This is a genomic window from Planococcus circulans, from assembly GCF_020023385.1.
Classification (GTDB): domain Bacteria; phylum Bacillota; class Bacilli; order Bacillales_A; family Planococcaceae; genus Planococcus.
Window position 1 is genome coordinate 1 of sequence record NZ_JAIQCL010000013.1, and the last position, 18,199, is coordinate 18,199.

General features: G+C 47.3%; 20 protein-coding genes. 6 read left to right on the forward strand and 14 right to left on the reverse strand.

Going from position 1 to position 18,199, the window contains the following annotated elements; translation table 11 throughout:
- Positions 1-642: citrate/2-methylcitrate synthase (locus K8U60_RS16955; protein WP_317851937.1), on the forward strand; the 642-nt coding region annotated here is incomplete at its 5' end.
- A 116-nt stretch (positions 643-758) separates the two neighbouring features.
- On the opposite strand, the gene moaA is transcribed toward K8U60_RS16955, so the two are convergent.
- From moaA to K8U60_RS17000, 9 genes are all read right to left on the reverse strand, one after another.
- The gene (moaA, locus tag K8U60_RS16960) at positions 759-1,775 is read right to left on the reverse strand and encodes a GTP 3',8-cyclase MoaA (RefSeq protein WP_223642950.1); all 1,017 of its coding nucleotides are present in this window, start codon (positions 1,773-1,775) and stop codon (positions 759-761) included.
- Positions 1,776-1,791: 16 nt separating this feature from the next.
- The gene (locus K8U60_RS16965; protein ID WP_223642952.1) at positions 1,792-2,355 is read right to left on the reverse strand and encodes a molybdenum cofactor guanylyltransferase; all 564 of its coding nucleotides are present in this window, start codon (positions 2,353-2,355) and stop codon (positions 1,792-1,794) included.
- Positions 2,352-2,585, reverse strand: coding sequence for a molybdopterin converting factor subunit 1 (gene moaD / locus K8U60_RS16970; RefSeq protein WP_223642954.1), 234 nt, complete (start codon positions 2,583-2,585; stop codon positions 2,352-2,354). The genes K8U60_RS16965 and moaD overlap by 4 nt, the downstream gene beginning before the upstream one ends.
- Positions 2,582-3,022 carry a molybdenum cofactor biosynthesis protein MoaE gene (locus tag K8U60_RS16975; RefSeq protein ID WP_223642956.1) on the reverse strand — a complete coding sequence of 147 codons (441 nt, stop codon included), beginning with the start codon at positions 3,020-3,022 and terminating at the stop codon, positions 2,582-2,584. Before K8U60_RS16975 ends, moaD begins: the two co-directional genes overlap by 4 nt.
- Positions 3,009-3,530 carry a molybdopterin-guanine dinucleotide biosynthesis protein B gene (gene mobB, locus K8U60_RS16980; protein WP_223642958.1) on the reverse strand — a complete coding sequence of 174 codons (522 nt, stop codon included), beginning with the start codon at positions 3,528-3,530 and terminating at the stop codon, positions 3,009-3,011. The genes K8U60_RS16975 and mobB overlap by 14 nt, the downstream gene beginning before the upstream one ends.
- Positions 3,518-4,762: a molybdopterin molybdotransferase MoeA gene (locus tag K8U60_RS16985; protein WP_223642960.1), complete on the reverse strand. Its 1,245-nt coding sequence runs from the start codon at positions 4,760-4,762 to the stop codon at positions 3,518-3,520. Before K8U60_RS16985 ends, mobB begins: the two co-directional genes overlap by 13 nt.
- A gap of 272 nt (positions 4,763-5,034) precedes the next feature.
- Entirely contained in the window at positions 5,035-6,318 is a 1,284-nt protein-coding gene (locus K8U60_RS16990) for an L-lactate MFS transporter (RefSeq protein WP_223642962.1), read from the reverse strand.
- A 246-nt stretch (positions 6,319-6,564) separates the two neighbouring features.
- Positions 6,565-7,389: a formate dehydrogenase accessory sulfurtransferase FdhD gene (fdhD, locus tag K8U60_RS16995; protein WP_223642964.1), complete on the reverse strand. Its 825-nt coding sequence runs from the start codon at positions 7,387-7,389 to the stop codon at positions 6,565-6,567.
- Entirely contained in the window at positions 7,376-7,759 is a 384-nt protein-coding gene (locus K8U60_RS17000) for a Na-translocating system protein MpsC family protein (protein ID WP_223642966.1), read from the reverse strand. The genes fdhD and K8U60_RS17000 overlap by 14 nt, the downstream gene beginning before the upstream one ends.
- Positions 7,760-8,017: 258 nt before the next feature.
- Between K8U60_RS17000 and fdhF the strand changes: the two genes are divergently transcribed.
- From fdhF to K8U60_RS17020, 4 genes are all read left to right on the forward strand, one after another.
- On the forward strand, positions 8,018-10,945 hold the full coding sequence (gene fdhF, locus K8U60_RS17005) for a formate dehydrogenase subunit alpha (protein WP_223642968.1): 2,928 nt from the start codon (positions 8,018-8,020) through the stop codon (positions 10,943-10,945).
- Between the two features lie 14 nt (positions 10,946-10,959).
- Entirely contained in the window at positions 10,960-11,439 is a 480-nt protein-coding gene (locus K8U60_RS17010; protein WP_223642970.1) for a helical membrane plugin domain-containing protein, read from the forward strand.
- 475 nt (positions 11,440-11,914) lie between these two features.
- Positions 11,915-13,207 carry an isocitrate lyase gene (aceA, locus tag K8U60_RS17015; RefSeq protein WP_223642972.1) on the forward strand — a complete coding sequence of 431 codons (1,293 nt, stop codon included), beginning with the start codon at positions 11,915-11,917 and terminating at the stop codon, positions 13,205-13,207.
- A 78-nt stretch (positions 13,208-13,285) separates the two neighbouring features.
- Entirely contained in the window at positions 13,286-13,414 is a 129-nt protein-coding gene (locus K8U60_RS17020; protein ID WP_223642974.1) for a YhfH family protein, read from the forward strand.
- Between the two features lie 48 nt (positions 13,415-13,462).
- On the opposite strand, the gene K8U60_RS17025 is transcribed toward K8U60_RS17020, so the two are convergent.
- Complete coding sequence (locus K8U60_RS17025) at positions 13,463-14,170, reverse strand: class I SAM-dependent methyltransferase (protein WP_223642976.1); 708 nt, start codon at positions 14,168-14,170, stop codon at positions 13,463-13,465.
- Entirely contained in the window at positions 14,167-14,742 is a 576-nt protein-coding gene (locus tag K8U60_RS17030; protein ID WP_223642978.1) for a GNAT family N-acetyltransferase, read from the reverse strand. The genes K8U60_RS17025 and K8U60_RS17030 overlap by 4 nt, the downstream gene beginning before the upstream one ends.
- 313 nt (positions 14,743-15,055) lie before the next feature.
- Here K8U60_RS17030 and K8U60_RS17035 point away from each other — a divergent pair, with 313 nt between their 5' ends.
- The gene (locus tag K8U60_RS17035; RefSeq protein WP_223642980.1) at positions 15,056-16,030 is read left to right on the forward strand and encodes a proline dehydrogenase family protein; all 975 of its coding nucleotides are present in this window, start codon (positions 15,056-15,058) and stop codon (positions 16,028-16,030) included.
- 132 nt (positions 16,031-16,162) lie between these two features.
- Here the strand turns inward: K8U60_RS17035 and K8U60_RS17040 are convergent, their stop codons facing one another.
- From K8U60_RS17040 to K8U60_RS17050, 3 genes are all read right to left on the reverse strand, one after another.
- Positions 16,163-16,714 carry a DUF488 domain-containing protein gene (locus tag K8U60_RS17040; RefSeq protein WP_223642982.1) on the reverse strand — a complete coding sequence of 184 codons (552 nt, stop codon included), beginning with the start codon at positions 16,712-16,714 and terminating at the stop codon, positions 16,163-16,165.
- An 85-nt stretch (positions 16,715-16,799) separates the two neighbouring features.
- On the reverse strand, positions 16,800-17,603 hold the full coding sequence (locus K8U60_RS17045) for a metallophosphoesterase (protein WP_223642984.1): 804 nt from the start codon (positions 17,601-17,603) through the stop codon (positions 16,800-16,802).
- A gap of 22 nt (positions 17,604-17,625) precedes the next feature.
- On the reverse strand, positions 17,626-18,168 hold the full coding sequence (locus tag K8U60_RS17050; RefSeq protein ID WP_223642986.1) for an NADPH-dependent FMN reductase: 543 nt from the start codon (positions 18,166-18,168) through the stop codon (positions 17,626-17,628).
- Between the last annotated feature and the right edge of the window lie 31 nt (positions 18,169-18,199).

The window sequence follows — 18,199 nt, forward strand, 5'->3', positions numbered from 1 at the left end:
ATGCTGTCCGGCGAATTGCCGGAAGCGATCGAAGAGGAAGCATTCAACAAAGCCCTTGTGCTCCATGCCGACCATGAATTGAACGCCTCGACGTTCACGGCGCGTGTGGCAGTGGCAACGCTATCTGACGTCTATTCCGGCGTGACAGCGGCCATCGGCGCCTTGAAAGGCCCGCTTCACGGCGGCGCCAATGAACAAGTGATGAAGATGCTGACGGAAATCGGCTCGGTCGACAACGTAGAGAAGGTCATCACGGAAAAATTGGCGAACAAAGAGAAGATCATGGGCTTCGGCCACCGCGTCTACCGCAAGGGCGACCCGCGTGCGAAGCATCTGCGTGAAATGTCCCAGAAACTGACGAAGATCCGCGGCGAAGAAAAATGGTACGACATGTCGGTGAAAATCGACGACATCGTCACAGGCCAGAAAAACCTTCCGCCGAACGTGGATTTCTACTCGGCTTCGGTCTACCACAGCCTGAACATCGAACATGACCTGTTCACGCCGATCTTTGCGGTTTCCCGCACATCCGGCTGGCTGGCTCACATCCTTGAGCAGTATGCGAATAACCGCCTGATCCGCCCGCGCGCGGAATACATCGGGCCTGGCATGCAGACATATGTGCCGGTTGAAGAAAGATAAGACGTAATAGATCCGTTCCATTCTCTATCTGGACGATATAGACTTTTCAACTTAACTACAACCCAAAAAGGCGATTCCTGAGAATACAGGAATCGCCTTTTTCATGTTCGGATGGACTATCCGCCGATATAGGACATGCCGATTTTATTGCGGTTTTTCGCTGTCAACTCCGTGCGTTCATCTGAGTAGCGGTCATCCCTTCGCTCCCAAACAGCAGATATTCTCTCCAATAACTCCTCATCGCTCAAGCCACTCCGTATCAATTCACGAATATCGAAATGGCCGGTAGCGAACAAACATGTGTAGAATTTGCCGTCTGATGAAAGACGGGCACGTGTACAGGAGGAACAGAAGGATTCCGAAACGGAGGTGATGAATCCGATTTGAGCATCCCCTTCTTCAAAACGGTAGCGCTTGGCCACTTCGCCGTAATAATCCTTATCGACAGAATCCAGCTTGTAGACTGTCTGCAGCTTCTCAAGAATCTGTTTTTTCGTCACGACTTTCTTGAAGCTCCAGCCATTGTCATTACCGACATCCATGAATTCGATGAAGCGCAATGTAATACCCCGCTCTTTGAAATACGCTGTCATAGGAAGGATTTCCTGTTCATTGACATCCTTTTGGACGACCATATTCACTTTGATTTCAAAGCCGACCTGTTGGGCAAAGTCAATTTGCTTCAGGATATGTGATGGATCGACCCCTCTGCCGTTCAGTTTGCCGAAAAGCTCAGGATCAAGCGCATCCAGGCTGATGTTCAAGCGCCGCAGACCTGCATCGTAAAGTGCCTGCGCCTGATTTCCCAGCAGCAGGCCATTCGTCGTCAAGCCGATATCCTCCACACCTTCAACCGAAAGGATTTTCTCGACAAGTTCAGGCAATCCTCGGCGCATGAGTGGTTCACCGCCTGTAAGCCGGATCTTTTTGACACCCATCGCCACAAAAATCTTAGTCAAGCGATGGATTTCTTCAAATGACAGTAATTCCTGTTTTGGCAAAAATGCATAATCATCACCGAAAACTTCTTTTGGCATGCAATAGGAACAACGGAAATTGCAGCGATCGGTAACCGAAATCCGCAGATCCCGTATTGGACGTTGAAACTGGTCCTCTATTGGTTTAATGGCCATTACGCCACCCCCTCTTTTAGTCATCGGGCTGATTCAGGTTGCGAAAAACGAGCGGATCTTCATGAATCTGTGATGAATCGATCCACTCGGTAGTTACTTGTTCCATAAACTTCATGACGCGCAATTGGCCAGCTTCCAACTCCTGCTGCAACTGTTCTTTGACTCGAATATCCCAAATGCTGAACAATGGGATTTTTTCAGCTGAATTTCTTACTGCTGTAATGTCGGCCGAACTGTCGGCCAAGGCCATCAGTTTCGCCGTTTCATCTGGCCCTACAAAAGGCATATCACAAGGCAGCACCACGTACTTCCGGGCGCGTCTTGCAGACATTCCTGACAGGATTCCAGCTAAAGGCCCCTCTCCTGCAATCCAGTCGAGATCTGTGATGACGTCCACTTCAGGTGAAAAACGAGCGACCAGCTCCGGTCTGGAAATAATGACCACATGATCACAGGCACCAGCCAAAGCCTTGTATGCACGTTCATAAAACATCTCTCCATCAACGGATGCAAAGGCTTTAGGTGAACCATAACGGCGTGATAGTCCGCCAGCCAGAAGGATGCCTACTGTCGAATTCATCCCCCGCTTACCGGCGGGATAAAAGCCACGATATCTCCAGCTTCCAAAACATCCGTCGGCAATGCGTATTCTTCATTAACCGCAACGCGTGCAGCTCCTGAAAGGAAATCCGGGTATTTTTCGGTTGCCCATTCCCAAAGTTCCGCTACTGTCCGTCCGGCCATATCCACTTGTTCTTCGGTAACTCCGGTCTGTTCCCGGAGTCCAGCAAAATAACGCAAGCTGATCATGTCAATTCCCCTTCCGGTTTTTTCTTCTGGTCGCCGATCCATTCTTCGCCGTCTTCCCATATTTCCTTTTTCCAGATCGGCACAATTTCTTTTATGCGTTCAATGGCGTATTCATTCGCCTCGTAAGCTGTTTTCCGGTGCGGCGACGAAACGGCGATAACAACTGCGATATCGCTGATCTGCAACTCTCCAATGCGGTGGGCAATCGCCACTTTCGTCCCTTCCCAGCGCTCTTCGATTTCTTCGCCGATCTGAGCCAGTTTCTTCTCTGCCATCGGCACATAGGCTTCATACGATAAATGCAGCGTTCGTACTCCTTTTGTCCATTCACGGACATGTCCGGTAAATAAAGTTACTGCACCCGCTTCAGGCCGCAGCACTATATCTGCATACAGTTGAGGATTGATCGCTTCTGTCACTATTTCAAATGTTTTCATTTCTGTCACCATCCATCCAATTAATAAACCAAGATTGCATTCGCTTACTGTCATTCTGCAGAACCATTGGAATCTTGTCCAGTCCCAATATTTCCTGCGTGACCACTAATGCGATCTGTTTTAACTGTTGAAGCTCCACCCAATCTTCGGCTGAGCGCAGCAAAACGATTTTTTCATAATCAGCTTCTTTGAAGCCTTCCACTAAAATCAAGTCCGGATTCCCCATCGATGCAAGAGCAATCAGTTCATCCAGTGTCGCTTTTTGTTTTCGCTGATGCAGTTGAACGACTCCACCGCCAAAAGCAATGGAACAATCAGCCCCCGCTTCAAATGATCGCATGCTGTCAGTTTGTGCGGACGGCAGCTCAAGTGAACCTCCGTGGCCATGATGCTTAATGGTGGAAACAGTCTTTCCTCTATTTTTTGCCTGTTTGAGCAAATCTAAAGTAAGTGTAGTTTTACCGCTGTTCTTGAAGCCGACCACCTGCAGCACTTTTACAGTTTCCATTTGCCAGACCCTTCTTCCATGCCCAGAAGCAGCACATCAACTGCATCGCCCGCCTGGAAACCGCGTGTACCGCCTGGAAGGACGATCAACGCATTGCCTCGTGCGATAGATGATACAGCATTCGACTTATTGAATCCAGCCGGCGTTGCTGTTTCCCCATCATATGTGGCACGGATAAAGCGGGTGAACGGATTGGCTTTGGTGAAATCCTCTCCCAACACCGCTGTCGTGTGCGGCAAATAAAGTTTGCGGGCTACCATCATCTTCAAGAGCGCCGGGCGAACAAACAATTCAAAGCCCGTAAAACAAGCGGACGGATTGCCGGACAAACCGAACAGATAACGTCCGTTCGCCACCGCAACGGTCGTCACACTTCCAGGGCGCATCGCCACTTTATTGAACAACACCTCAGCTCCGAGCCGTTCGTAGATTGCGGGCAGAAAGTCAAAATCGCCGACGGAAACCCCACCTGTAGTGATCAGGCAATCGGTCTCTTCAGCTGCTTTTTTGACCACTTCATAACTTTCATCCAATCGGTCGATCGACATGCCGTACATTTTGCAGCGGAAGCCCATCCGCCTCAACTGCGCCACAATCATCGGTCCATTGCTGTTGCGTATTTTTCCAGGCACCAGTGCATCTCCAACCTCCAGTAATTCGGTTCCGGTGGACAGGATGCCCACAATCGGTTGTTTAGCCACTGATACCTGTGGATAGCCGAAAGTTGCAAGTAGCGCGATGGTTCCAGGATTGATCAAGCTGCCGCTGTCGATGACCATTTCGCCTTGCCGGAGATCCTCTCCCTGCAAAGAGACATTTTCCAAAGCTTCAAACGGCTTACGGATAGTGATGCTGTCCGTTGACTCCACCGTCTGTTCGAACATTACGACTGCATCAGCGCCTTCCGGCAGCTGCGCTCCGGTCATGATCCGGATTGCCTCACCCGCGCCCAACTTTTTGGCTGATACTTCACCCGCTCCGATATGATCGATCACGGTGAAGCCGATCCGGTTATCTCCTGACGCTCCACTGGAATCCATAGAACGGATTGCGTAGCCGTCATAAGGAGACCGGTTGAACGGCGGTACATCACTTGAAGCAACTATCGGTTCAGCCAAAATGCGGCCATAGCTTTCTTCCAATTCCACCGTTTCAGTGCCCAGCGGAAAAGCATGATCCAATACTTTCTTGACCGCTTCGGCGACAGGAATCGGATTGCGTTTCTCAACCATTGTAGTCCATCTCCTTCAAGTTCGTTTTTCTCTCCAAAAAAACGTGAGTTTTTCCTATGTATATTTTCATGCGCCATCTGTCTGTCTTTCTCTTCTTAAGTATAGTCCTTATCGTATTAAACTTATACAAACCTAAGTAGGCTGTCAAACCGCCGTTTAGGAATAAAACAAAAAAAGCCTTGAGAAATGACGCATTCAAGGCTTTTTCAGGAATTGTGTCCATCTTTTACTTATTGAAGGAATTGTTTTCTCATTCAATTGGCCGTTCCACTTTAATCGCTGGCGACTTCAGGTGCAACAGGTACTTTGATTTCTGCATTCTTGGCCCGGATCCGGCGGACATCGAGACGAATGACTAAAGAGATTACCAAGGCTATAACAAATAGGCCGGCGAAGAACAGCAGGCTGCTTTCGTAGCTTCCGGTTTTATCCTTCATGAATGCAGCGAATAACGGTCCAGCCAGTCCCGCTGCTGCCCAGGCAGTCAGGATATAGCCGTGAATTGCTCCGAGCTGCTTGGTACCGAAAATATCTGCGATATATGCTGGAATCGAAGCGAACCCACCGCCGTAGCAAGTGTAGATGATTGCCAGCATAATTTGGAAGAAAATCGCGTTGGTCGTGAATGGCAATAACGCGAATAACGCGATCTGGATCACAAAGAAGGCAGTATAGGTATTCGGGCGTCCGATATAATCGGAAACTGCAGCCCATCCAAGACGGCCGAGGCCGTTAAAGATTCCGAGAACACCGACTAGCGCTGCCGCTTGAACAGTGGTCATGCCGATGCTGTCGATAGCCATCGGTTTTGCGGCAGATAAGATTGCGATGCCGCAAGTTACATTGATGAACAGCATGAACCATAGATAATAAAAGCGCTTTGTTTTAACCGCTTCATTGGCTGTCAGCTGTGACAAATCGATTTTCCGTTCTGCTTTGCCACTGTTGACCTTTTCTTCAAAGCCTGCAGGCGCCCAGCCTTCTTCCGGTTTTTCAAGGTACAGAGATGACAGGACCATGATGGTTAAATAGGCAGCACCTAGAATATAAAATGTCTGTTCCACTCCGACAGAAGTGATGAGCATTTCCATGATCGGGCTGCTGATGGCTGCAGCGAAGCCAAAGCCCATGATTGCAAGACCAGTGGCTAAGCCACGGCGGTCCGGGAACCATTTTACCAGAGTTGAAACCGGTGCGATATAGCCGATTCCAAGCCCGATTCCGCCGAGTGCTCCGTAAAAAACATAGAGCATCGGCAAAGAGGAAGCGCTTACAGCAAATCCCGAGCCGATAATTCCGATCCCAAAGAAAAATGCTGCTACAAGTCCCGCTTTTCGCGGTCCATACTTTTCAACAAAGCTGCCGAAAAAGGCGGCTGACAATCCCAGGAACAGGATGGCGATACTGAATGTCAATTGCACTTGGCTGGTGGACCATCCAAACTGGTCGATCAATGGATTCGTAAAATTGCTCCATGCATATACAGAACCGATTGAAATATGTATCCCAACTGCAGATAATGCAATCAACCATCTGTTTTTCGGCTTCTTTTTCATCTTCCCCTAACCTCCTGTTGTCAATAATAAAAGCATATATAAAATGGTTCCAGGCTTCGAAACCATTAGTTTTATCTTTTTTTAGGCTAATATTCACCATGTGAAGAAGGCGGAAAATTCAGGATTTAAAGGGCGGAAGGATCACTTAAATCCGGGCATCTTCAGTTGGAAATATTAGGGCATATGGCCATATCAGCTTACTGAATAGTAAGACGATTAGAAGCATAGCACCCATCCCTTTTTTTGTCACCTGATTTTATTTTTCATCAAACCGGAAGTTTCTTCCGTGACAATCCGTTCTGGATGCGTGTATAGATTAAACGATCCACCGCGGATAAAGCCGACTGCCGTGATTCCCAACTCATCAGCCAGTGTCAATGCCAGTTCTGTCGGAGCTGATTTCGACAAAACGATTTCACAGCCGATCTTTGCGACCTTGAGTAGAATTTCAGAAGAAATCCGACCACTGAAAACGATGACTTTGTTGCGGACATCGATCTTGTTCATCAAGCAATGCCCATAGATTTTGTCCAATGCGTTATGTCTGCCGATATCCATCCGCGAAACGATGATGCCGTTTGCGTCACAGAGCGCCGCATTGTGGACGCCGCCCGTCTGCTTGAACATCTCCGCTGAAGCTGACATGTCATCCATCAGCTGAAAACAGTTTTTCGGGGTCAGTGTCACCCGGACATCGGACATTTTCTTGGCGATCATGGCGTCATGCGCAAAGACAAATCCCTGGCGGCTCATGCCACAACAGGAACTGATGAACCGTTTATTCTGAAGCTGCTCGAAAAACGGATAGACTTTTTCAGCGGTAACATGAACCGTTCCATTCTTTTCATCCACCCGGATTTCCTGGATGTCCCGGTAATTGGGGATGATACGCTCAGAAACCAAAAAACCGATTGCCATCTCTTCCATGTTTTCAGGAGAACAGACGATGGTGATGAATTCCTTACCGTTGATTTTGATGGTGGCAGGCTGTTCGACTACCACTTGGTCTTCTTTTTCAGTAAATGCCCCCTTCTCGTAACGGAGGATTTTACGTGTTTTATCTTGCTGCATCCGATTTGCCTCCCCCTTCGCCGCTCTTATCAATTGGCCGGTCGAAAAGAAAGACAGATACTGCAATATCATCTTCAACTTTGATATCCGAAAACAGATGGACGAATTTCGCGCCGACCAGTTTCTCCATACCTTCCGGAGCAGCTGTGGCATAGACGCTCTGGATCATCCGCGTCCGTGCAGCGTGCACCATCTCCCTGCCTTCCGGTGTTCTGGCGATAAACTGTTCTGAAGGACTCAGGTTTCCATACAAAGTTGCGATGGCCATGTCATTTACAAAGATCGTCTGGATGCGCTCCGGCCCTTTACCGAAAAGGTTTTTCCGCAGCTTTCGAATGATGTCATTGAACTCATGGATCTGTCTGGACATATGGATCTTCTCCTCTTTCGGACTCGTTTTTTTTGACTATTTGAACTTCTGGTTGTGCATCTCCATTTTACTGTTTATAATAATAGCATATGTTGGTCTTGCCGTACTTTGATGCGGCAGCGCTTTCACTTTACCCTATACGGTTGGATTGGTCATTTAACAAGTCCTGTTAAGACACTATTCCACTATGAAACAGATGCACTTGTCAAGTGTGTTCTTCATAGTGGATTTTTTTATTCCCAAAAAGGAGGTTTTGACATGTCCATCAAAATTAACGGCTCACCTGTCGAATTCGAACAGGGGAAAACCATTTTACAGGTGCTGAACGAAGAAAAAATTCTTCACCCGCAAATCTGTTATATGCCTGAAGTCGATCCGATCAAGACCTGCGATACATGCATCGTCGAAGTTGACGGAAAGCTTGTGCGCGCCTGCTCGACTCCGGCAACCGCTGGAATGGAAGTTCAACTGGCTTCCCCTCGCGCCAAAGAAGCGCAGACCGAAGCCATGGACCGGATTCTCGAAAACCATTTGCTGTACTGTACAGTCTGCGATAATAACAACGGCAATTGCAAAGTCCATAATACCGTCGACATGATGGAGATCGAGCATCAAAAATATCCGTTTGAACCGAAATGTACAGTCGATGAAGTCGATTTGACCAACCCCTTCTACCGCTACGATCCGAACCAGTGCATCGCCTGCGGCCAATGCGTAGAAGTCTGCCAGAACCTGCAGGTCAATGAAACGCTGACAATGGACTGGTCACGCGACCGGCCGATCGTCCTATGGGATGGCGGCGCCAAAATCAATGATTCTTCCTGCGTCAGCTGCGGCCAATGCGTTACCGCCTGCCCATGCAATGCATTGATGGAAACGTCGATGCTTGGCGAAGCGGGCTTCATGACTGCCATTCCTGAAAAGATCCTTCAGCCGATGATTGACTTGGTGAAAGATGTTGAACCAGGATACAGCGGCATCATGGCTGTATCCGACGCTGAAGCTAAGATGCGTGAAACACGGACGAAAAAGACCAAAACCGTCTGCACATTTTGCGGCGTCGGCTGTTCATTTGAAATTTGGACAAAAGACCGCGAAATCCTGAAGATCCAGCCGGTTTCAGAAGCTCCGGCAAATGCGATTTCCACTTGTGTGAAAGGCAAATTCGGCTGGGATTTCGTCAACAGCGAAGAGCGCATCACCACTCCCCTGATCCGAAAAAATGGCGAGTTCGTTGAAGCCAGCTGGGAAGAGGCGCTTGATCTGGTCGCTTCAAAATTCAAAACGATCAAAGAAAAAAACGGCAAAGATTCCATCGGTGTCATTTCTTCTTCAAAAATCACCAATGAAGACAATTACATCATCCAAAAGCTGAGCCGTCAGGTATTTGAAACGAATAACGTGGACAATTGCTCACGCTACTGCCAGTCCCCAGCGACGGACGGATTGTTCCGCACAGTCGGAATGGGTGGCGATGCCGGTACGATCAAAGACATTGCGAGCGCCGGTCTTGTCATCATCGTAGGAGCCAATCCTGCAGAAGGTCATCCCGTGTTAGCGACTCGCGTCAAACGTGCCCATAAATTGCACGGCCAGAAATTGATTGTGGCCGATATGCGTAAAAATGAAATGGCTGAGCGTTCGGATATATTCATTACACCGAAGCAAGGAACAGACCAGGTATGGCTTATGGCCGTCACGAAATACATGATCGACCAGGGCTGGCACGATCAGCAGTTCATCGATGACAATGTCAATTATTTCAATGACTTTAAAGAAGTGCTTGACCAATATACATTGGAATATGCTGAACAACGCAGCGGCGTGTCGAAAGAAATCTTGATCCGCACAGCTGAAATGATCCGTGATGCTGATGGCACCTGTATCCTTTGGGGTATGGGCGTTACACAAAACACCGGCGGTTCAGATACATCAGCCGCAATTTCCAATCTTTTGCTGGCAACAGGCAATTACCGCCGTCCCGGTGCAGGCGCTTACCCGCTTCGCGGCCACAATAATGTGCAAGGCGCCTGCGACATGGGTTCATTGCCAGGGTGGCTGCCAGGTTATCAGCATGTGACCGATGACAATGCCCGCCAGAAATTTGAACGGGCTTATGGCGTGAAAATCGATGACAAGCCGGGTATGGACAATATCCAAATGCTGCAGGCTGTTGACGAAGGCATTATGAAAGCGATGTATGTCGTCGGTGAAGATATGGCTTTGGTGGATTCCAACGCCAACCATGTAGATGAAGTGTTAGCAAAACTCGACTTCTTCGTAGTCCAGGACATCTTCTTCTCCCGGACGGCACAATATGCGGACGTCATTCTTCCGGCAGCGCCATCGCTTGAGAAAGATGGCACTTTCACCAACACTGAACGCCGCGTCCAGCGTCTGTACAAAGCACTTCCGGAACTTGGCCAGTCAAAAGCGGATTGGTGGATTGTCCAGGAAATCGCCAATCGTCTGGGTGCAGGCTGGAACTACAGCCATCCAAGTGAAATTTTTGCGGAAATGGCCAGTCTGTCTCCCTTGTTCGCGAAAGCGGATTACGCTTCTATGGAAGGCTGGAACAGCTTCCTTTGGGGCAGCCTCGAAGGAGAAAGCACGCCGCTCCTGTATGTCGATGGCTTTAATTTCCCGGATAAAAAAGCACGCTTCGCCTTATCCGATTGGGTGGAACCCGTTGTCTTCCCAGAAGAATATGATCTTCATATCAATAACGGACGCCTGTTGGAACATTTCCATGAAGGCAATATGACCGATAAATCCAGAGGCATCATTTCGAAACTGCCAGAGACCTTCGTTGAAGTATCTCCGCAACTGGCAAAAGAACGCGGGCTTGAAGACGGATCAACTGTCCGACTTGTCTCCCCTTACGGCGCATTGAAACTGCCGGTCATTGTAACCAAACGAGTGAAAGGAAACGAACTGTTCCTTCCGATGAACTCGACGAAAAAAGAAACGGCCATCAATTTCCTGACAGGCCCTGCCGTCGATCAACGGACCAATACGCCGGCCTACAAGCAGACCAAAGTCCGTATGGAAGTGCTGAAGGATCATGTTAAACGCCCGTTGCCAAAATCGAATCCGCGGGATAAGAAACGGACGCCAGTATCCGGCATTGAAGTGGAACGCAAATGGGCACGTGAAGGCTATGTGCATTTGACAGATCAACGATAGAAAGGTGATGTCCTATGGCAAGTCCAATAACGCAGATCAAGAAGAAGGAATGGACCGCTGAAGAAATCCGTCAGCAAAAGCTTTATGAACTGGAAACATTGATTGCCGAACAGGATCAGGCACTCAATAAACTGTTAGCCATCACGGGGAATTTGGACGATGCAGGCGTTCTCGATGCGATTCTAGCGATGGTCAAAGCAAAAGAAGGCATTGCTGAAGTGGTGATGGAACAAGCGACGCGTGAACCGGTGACCAATCTCATCAATAACATGATGAGTGCTGCCGGTGCATTGACGGCAATTGACCCCGCGTCAACGGGCAAACTGGCTTCAAGTGTCGTGAACGGCTTGAAAGAAGCGGAAACGCAGAATCAGAACGGCAAAAAACTCGGCGTGTTTCAGCTGTTGAAGGCCTTTAGAGATCCTGATATCAACCGCACCATCAAGTTCGGCCTTAACTTCCTGAAAGGCATGGGAAAAGGATTGGATCGTTAAGAATTTCGAAATGCATATTTATCTATAGAAACAGCCGCAGCTTTGAAGAAAGCCGCGGCTGTTTTTTACTTTCTACTGGTGAATCAAACAGCAACCTCAAAACGCCTCTATTATATAGAAGGAACTGTATAGAGTTTGTGGGTGATTCCCCTCTTCCCTCCAGCCTAAGCATAGGATTCATCTGCCGCTATTTTTGTGTTCCTTCTATATATAACTCTGTAGGTTTATTGCTCGTGTATAACAACTCTTTCCCCTACATAACTTTCTATGGGTGTTTTAGGAAATTAGATTGCAACAACCTGTCAGAATACTCGAACTCCTTTGTCGCTGAATATGTGCTTTTATCATCAAATACTCGCTTTTATCCATTTTTCAAGACAACTCTCCCTTTCTGTTATATATTAATTAACAAGAAAACAAACTGTATTAATACAGATTGTTAATTAATTTCTCAAATCAGAAAGGGATGGATGACATGACAACAAACAAACAACAACAAATCGAGGAACTGAATAAAAGCTGGGAACAGGACGAACGCTGGAACGGCATTGAACGTTCGTATACAGCTGAGGAAGTTGTAAAACTTCGCGGTTCGATCCAGATAGAACATACATTGGCGAGAAAAGGCGCTGAACGATTGTTTAAATCGATTCATGAAGAAGATTTTGTAAATGCTTTGGGTGCTCTAACTGGTAACCAGGCAGTTCAACAGGTTAAGGCAGGCTTAAAAGCAATCTACCTGAGCGGCTGGCAAGTAGCTGCAGATGCTAACTCTGCAGGCCAAATGTACCCAGACCAAAGTTTGTACCCTGTCAATTCAGTACCAGATGTAGTAAAGAAAATTAACCAAGCGCTTCAACGTGCAGATCAAATCGACGGCGTTGAAGGTACAGAAGGTTTTGACTGGTTCGCACCAATCGTAGCAGATGCTGAAGCTGGCTTTGGCGGACCGTTGAATGTCTACGAATTGATGAAAGCGATGATCGAAGCAGGCGCTGCTGGCGTACACTTTGAAGACCAATTGGCTTCCGAGAAAAAATGCGGACATTTGGGCGGCAAGGTATTGCTTCCAACTCAAAATGCGATTAGAAATTTGGTTTCTGCTCGATTGGCGTCTGATGTACTTGGCGTACCGACCATCATCATCGCGCGTACGGATGCAGATGCAGCTGACTTGATCACAAGCGACATCGATCCACGCGACCATGCCTTCATCACAGGCGAACGCACACCAGAAGGCTTCTATCGTACGAACGCTGGTATCGACCAAGCTATTGCACGCGGCCTGGCATACGCACCTTATGCGGATCTTGTCTGGTGTGAAACTTCTCACCCGAACCTGGAAGAAGCTCAACAATTCGCGGATGCAATCCATGCAGAATTCCCAGGCAAATTGCTTGCTTACAACTGCTCGCCTTCATTCAACTGGAAAGCAAAGCTTGATGAAGAAACAATTGCGAAATACCAGGTTGAACTTGGCAAGATGGGCTACAAGTTCCAGTTCGTTACACTGGCTGGCTTCCACTCATTGAACCACAGCATGTTCGAACTTGCTCACGATTACAAAGACAACGGCATGGCGGCATACTCGAAACTGCAGCAAGCTGAATTCGCCAACGAATCGAAAGGCTACACAGCAACACGTCACCAGCGTGAAGTTGGGACAAGCTACTTCGATGAGATCTCACAGATCGTATCTGGTGGAACAAGCTCAACTACAGCTATGAAGGGCTCGACTGAAACAGCTCAATTCACAACAACTAAGTAAGCGAACAATACCTGTCGATTAGCATCCATTCCTACGCCACGGCATTCAAACCAAACTAACCTATTGGAGGAGATCATTATGAAAACGACTAAAACATATGAGACACGCTCAATGAAAGAATGCCGCGAGTGCGGATGCGAAATCAAGGAGCAGCACCAGTCAATCATTTACGAATGCGAACGCTGCATGTGCAAGCAAGACGAATAGAACTTACAAAACCCACTCGGCAGATCGAGTGGGTTTTGTTTTGCCTTTTTACTTTTTAAGTGCCTTCAAGATCAGGAAATTCGGGCTTTTCATCAGCCTGCCGTATTGTTCGGGTGCCAGTTCCTTGAATAGCTGTGTGGGTTTCGGCTCTGTTACATGTTCAATTGAAAATTCAACAAGCAAATTGTTGAGGACCTCACTCAACGGCCTTCTGTAAAATGGCACATGATAGGTCTTTCCAGCTTTATTCCATTGATCGACAATCAGCTCGGTGGAAAAATACTGTGATTCCTCCAAAAGCTGAAGATCTGTCAACGGATGATGGATCGACAACAAAAAGCTCCCGCCCCGCTTCAATACCCGACTGAGTTCAGCAAAAACAGCCGGCCAGTCCTTCAAGTAATGCAGTGTCAGCGAACTGACGATAAAATCAAAGCTGTGGTCCTCAAATGGCAAGGGTTCTTCCAAGTCCAGACAGTGCACATCAGCATTTTCACCCATCAGCTTTTTAGTGGAAGCGATCATTTCAGGACTCATGTCAACGCTCGTCACTTGCGCCCCTCTGTCGGCTAATTGCCGGGAATACCAACCTGCCGAACAACCCGCGTCGAGTACACGTTGCCCGCCCAGATCAACCGGAATATGCTGCATCATTGCAGGTCTTTCATATTGCGTATTGTACAGGTTGTTCGCGTCTTCCATCGTTTCATAGACGCCTGCCAATTCGTTGAATGTCTCCAGCACTTGCTTTTTCATCGTTCATCCCCCTGAGTCATCAATTTTTCCGCTTCTTGTCTGTTGATTTTGTACAGCACATGCTTTTTCAACGGACTCTCTTGCCCCAGCTTCGGATGCTCGAACTCGCCTATTTTTGTCATTCCAATCCGCTTCATGACGGTTTCAGAGGGTTGGTTGATCACCGAAGTGAACGAATAGACTTGAGTCATGCCCAGCGGACCGAACGCATAGGTTAAACAGGCTCTCGCCCCTTCGACAGCGTAGCCCTGTTTCCAAAAGCGTTTCTCCAGCCGCCATCCGATCTCCGCTGCTCCCTGTCCTTCAATCGGCATTGTTATTTCAAGCAGCCCGATAAAGCCGATAAACACTCCATCTTCTTTCCGATCCACTGCCCACATTGTATAGCCTTTTTCCTCCATATGCGTTTCGAATCGCTCAATCAACCGGGCAGCTTCTTCTTTTGCCAACGGCTTCGGAAAATACTGCATCACTTCCGGATCCGCAGTCATAACTGCGAACGGATTCCGGTCCCTTTCTTTCCAGCACCTAAAACCCAGCCGCTGTGATTCAAAAAGATATTTTGTGCCCATTCGCTTCCCCCTTTCTTCCAGTGGTATCTCCTTTTCCTTTAATTATATTTTACCAGAAACAGTCATTTCCGAAAGCTGTACACGCCATTGTCACTTTCAAGGCTCTAATTCAGCAAAAACTCGTATTAAGTTCAAAATTTAAAAAATAAAGATTGCAAAATGCATTATTTTTTTGCATTATTATAGATAGAGATAATTATTAATGCAAAAATATTTTGCGGTAACTTTTTTCTCCTTAATTTATACCTTCATTTCCATCCTTTCAACAATTTGTTCCGTTAAAAAATACAGAGAAGATTGGGGCAATAAAAAAATGATCGTTAAAAATTTCTTCATCCACCTATCAGAAAACCAACTCTTAAATAAAGCAGCACAAAACTACGGCTTCAAGCTGGGCGCCCACAGTGTCGTAGCCGGAACCAATATCGAAGAAGCTATTGACAGCATCAAGGAATTGAATGCACAAGGCATCAGCTGCACCATCGATAATCTAGGGGAATTTGTCCACGACAAAGCAGAAGCACTGGAAGCTAAAAATCAGATCCTGGGTGTCGTGGATGCCATCCATAACCATCAAGTGGATGCGCACATTTCCTTAAAGCCGTCACAACTCGGATTGGATATCGATTATGATTTTTGCTTGGAAAACATTAAAGAAATTGTCGCTAAATCAGCCGACTATGGTATTTTCATCAATTTTGATATGGAAAACTATGCGCGCCTTCAACCTTCATTTGACTTATTGGATGAATTGTCGAAAGACTTCAATAATATTGGGACGGTCATTCAATCCTATTTCATCAGAGCTGAAGAAGATATCAAGAAATACAGCAATTACCGGTTGCGCATTGTCAAAGGCGCATACAAAGAGCCGGAAGAAGTGGCATATCAAAGCAAAGAAGAAATCGATGCCAACTTCATTGAATTGATCGAATACCACTTAGTGAATGGCAAATTCACCTCTATTGCGACACATGACCATAACGTCATCGAACATGTGAAGCAATTTGTGGTTGACCACAACATTCCAAACGAAAAATTTGAATTCCAGATGCTTTACGGCTTCCGTAAGGAAATGCAGTTGGAGCTTGCCAAACAGGGCTATAATTTCTGTACATATATTCCTTTCGGGACAGACTGGTATGGCTATTTCATGCGCAGACTGGCAGAACGTCCACAGAACTTGAACCTGGTCGTAAAGCAGGTATTCACCAAAAAGACCAATGCAGCGATCGGCATGGTAGCCGGAGCATTCCTGCTCGGCCGTCTGGTTGGGAAGAAATCGTAAGCCGCATTCTGAGGTCAAATCCGCTTTGACGGAGATTACCACGGACCGATGAACCTATGAAATGAAAAAAACCTGCAGGCCTTCAAAAGGCTTGCAGGTTTTTTCAATAGGTGGATTCATTTCGGATTCTCTTTATCCATCTGCAGGATAAGTGACTGTACCATCCTTATCCACAACTGCCTCTGCTCCCCACATGCCCACTTTGTGCTCAACAATATCAACGGTTCCATTTTTTCCATCGATGATGTGCAAAACACGGTGACCATTCGCGGTCAGGTAATTGCTGATCAGCAACCGGTGGCAACGTGCAGGGTGACGTTCCGAACAGCAGTAAGCCGTCCGTTTGACAGCCGCTTTCTCCAGCAGTTCTTCAATGCCTTCTTGAAATTCTTCCGTCAACGTATAATCCGCATAGTTGTGAAAAGACTGGTTGCGCCAGCCTGCATTGCGGTCTTCCTGTCCGTCTTTCGATTTCCGGCGTCTGCCGCCAAGTTTCGGAAGGTGTTCATAAGTGATTCCTTCAGCTTCAAGCCAGACAGGAAATTCATCTTTGGAAAACTGCGGCCATTTGCGGCTTCCTGGAAACGCCCGGACATCTCCCAGGAGTTCGATGCCCGTTTCTTTCAGCATAGCATCGAACACTTCCCGTGAGTGGCTTGAATGGCCGATGGTATAGATATCCATTTAGAAAAACCGCCTCCCCAATTCGTTCTTTCTTTCCTATTCCTTTGAATAGAAGCAATTAAACATGGAGAAGAGAGGCGATGCATCAGATTTCGATGACTTTTATCGTAGAACCGATTTCTTCCTGTGCGGAATCATGGACCCATTCATGCGGAAAATAGCCAAGTGGATTACAGATGCAGTCGATGCCTTTGTACTCCTCGTGATACCTGGTGTGGATATGGCCGAAAATCAATTTTTTCACGCCATATTTTTCAGCCAGCTCCCCGACGCCCTTATTTCCCATCATGGCATTGAAGAAATCCCAGGCAGGGTCGTTTTTTACTTGGACAAAATGGGCAAACGGCACAAAATGACTGACCAGGATGATGTTCTTTTTCTGATTGGCCATCAGCCAGTTCTCCAGCTTTTTTAAATACTTCCCGGTGATTGCCGCATCATTCTCCGGCCAATGGGCATGGATTTTGTCCGGCCAAGTAGAATTGTTGAATTGCCCGGTGGAAAACTGTTCATCTGTAAACTCTTCCATACCGAATGTATAGTCGTACCACCCGCCATCACCGATTACAACCCATTCTTCGTTCAAGTCGACCGGCCCATTGCCAAGATTGCCACCAAACTGCAGCAGCTGATGATAGGCATCAGCAGCATCCTCGTGATATACATCGTGGTTGCCGTGGACGTAAAGGACCCGGGTCTTGGAAAGGCTGCTTTGCAGGCGATTTAAAAGAGCCAGACTCTTTTCGGGGCCTGAAGTCATATCACCACTGATGATAAATACATCAGGTTCATGCCGATCCAGCCATTCCTGCAACAACCCGAAAACATCAGAGCCGGACCTTTTACGGTTCAAACCTTCGTGTATATCAGATAAGATGGCGATCTTCATTTGTCATTCCCCCTTCAACCGATTAACGAAAGCGTTTCATCCACTGCTCGAAATTATCAACTACTGTATCCAAGAAAGCTACAGTCGCTTCATCTGTGATATTCCCTGCTTCATCCATTTTCGTATGAACTGCACCGATATAGACTTCATTGCCGATCAGTACAGGCGATTGCAGCCCTGGCGCAAAAAGGATATCACGCAAATGCATCTGGGCTTTGACCGTCCCTAAATTGCCCATGGAAGCCCCCATGATCCATGATGGTTTGCCGATCATCACTTTATCGACACGCGACAGCCAATCGATGGCATTGCCCAGCACACCCGGAATGGTCGAGTTGTATTCAGGCGTCACCCACAACACAGCATCCGCTTTTTTTACAGTGGTCTTGAAATCCGTGATTTCCTGCGGCTCATTGTTCTCGATATCCTGGCTGTATAACGGCAAGACGCTTAAATCCAGGATCTTCATCTCAAAACGGCTGCCATAGCGCTTCTGGACAAACTCCGCTAATTTTCTGTTGAACGAATCTTTCCGTACGCTTCCTACGATTACTGCAACTTTCATATACTTTTCCTCCTCATTGGCTTTTATAAAT

Bases quoted from the DNA above. Each gene is read 5' to 3' on its own strand.
- moaA (WP_223642950.1), bottom strand. From the start codon at position 1,775: ATGGCCATTAAACCAATAGAGGACCAGTTTCAACGTCCAATACGGGAT.
- K8U60_RS16965 (WP_223642952.1), bottom strand. From the start codon at position 2,355: ATGAATTCGACAGTAGGCATCCTTCTGGCTGGCGGACTATCACGCCGT.
- moaD (WP_223642954.1), bottom strand. From the start codon at position 2,585: ATGATCAGCTTGCGTTATTTTGCTGGACTCCGGGAACAGACCGGAGTT.
- K8U60_RS16975 (WP_223642956.1), bottom strand. From the start codon at position 3,022: ATGAAAACATTTGAAATAGTGACAGAAGCGATCAATCCTCAACTGTAT.
- mobB (WP_223642958.1), bottom strand. From the start codon at position 3,530: ATGGAAACTGTAAAAGTGCTGCAGGTGGTCGGCTTCAAGAACAGCGGT.
- K8U60_RS16985 (WP_223642960.1), bottom strand. From the start codon at position 4,762: ATGGTTGAGAAACGCAATCCGATTCCTGTCGCCGAAGCGGTCAAGAAA.
- K8U60_RS16990 (WP_223642962.1), bottom strand. From the start codon at position 6,318: ATGAAAAAGAAGCCGAAAAACAGATGGTTGATTGCATTATCTGCAGTT.
- fdhD (WP_223642964.1), bottom strand. From the start codon at position 7,389: ATGCAGCAAGATAAAACACGTAAAATCCTCCGTTACGAGAAGGGGGCA.
- K8U60_RS17000 (WP_223642966.1), bottom strand. From the start codon at position 7,759: ATGTCCAGACAGATCCATGAGTTCAATGACATCATTCGAAAGCTGCGG.
- fdhF (WP_223642968.1), top strand. From the start codon at position 8,018: ATGTCCATCAAAATTAACGGCTCACCTGTCGAATTCGAACAGGGGAAA.
- K8U60_RS17010 (WP_223642970.1), top strand. From the start codon at position 10,960: ATGGCAAGTCCAATAACGCAGATCAAGAAGAAGGAATGGACCGCTGAA.
- aceA (WP_223642972.1), top strand. From the start codon at position 11,915: ATGACAACAAACAAACAACAACAAATCGAGGAACTGAATAAAAGCTGG.
- K8U60_RS17020 (WP_223642974.1), top strand. From the start codon at position 13,286: ATGAAAACGACTAAAACATATGAGACACGCTCAATGAAAGAATGCCGC.
- K8U60_RS17025 (WP_223642976.1), bottom strand. From the start codon at position 14,170: ATGAAAAAGCAAGTGCTGGAGACATTCAACGAATTGGCAGGCGTCTAT.
- K8U60_RS17030 (WP_223642978.1), bottom strand. From the start codon at position 14,742: ATGGGCACAAAATATCTTTTTGAATCACAGCGGCTGGGTTTTAGGTGC.
- K8U60_RS17035 (WP_223642980.1), top strand. From the start codon at position 15,056: ATGATCGTTAAAAATTTCTTCATCCACCTATCAGAAAACCAACTCTTA.
- K8U60_RS17040 (WP_223642982.1), bottom strand. From the start codon at position 16,714: ATGGATATCTATACCATCGGCCATTCAAGCCACTCACGGGAAGTGTTC.
- K8U60_RS17045 (WP_223642984.1), bottom strand. From the start codon at position 17,603: ATGAAGATCGCCATCTTATCTGATATACACGAAGGTTTGAACCGTAAA.
- K8U60_RS17050 (WP_223642986.1), bottom strand. From the start codon at position 18,168: ATGAAAGTTGCAGTAATCGTAGGAAGCGTACGGAAAGATTCGTTCAAC.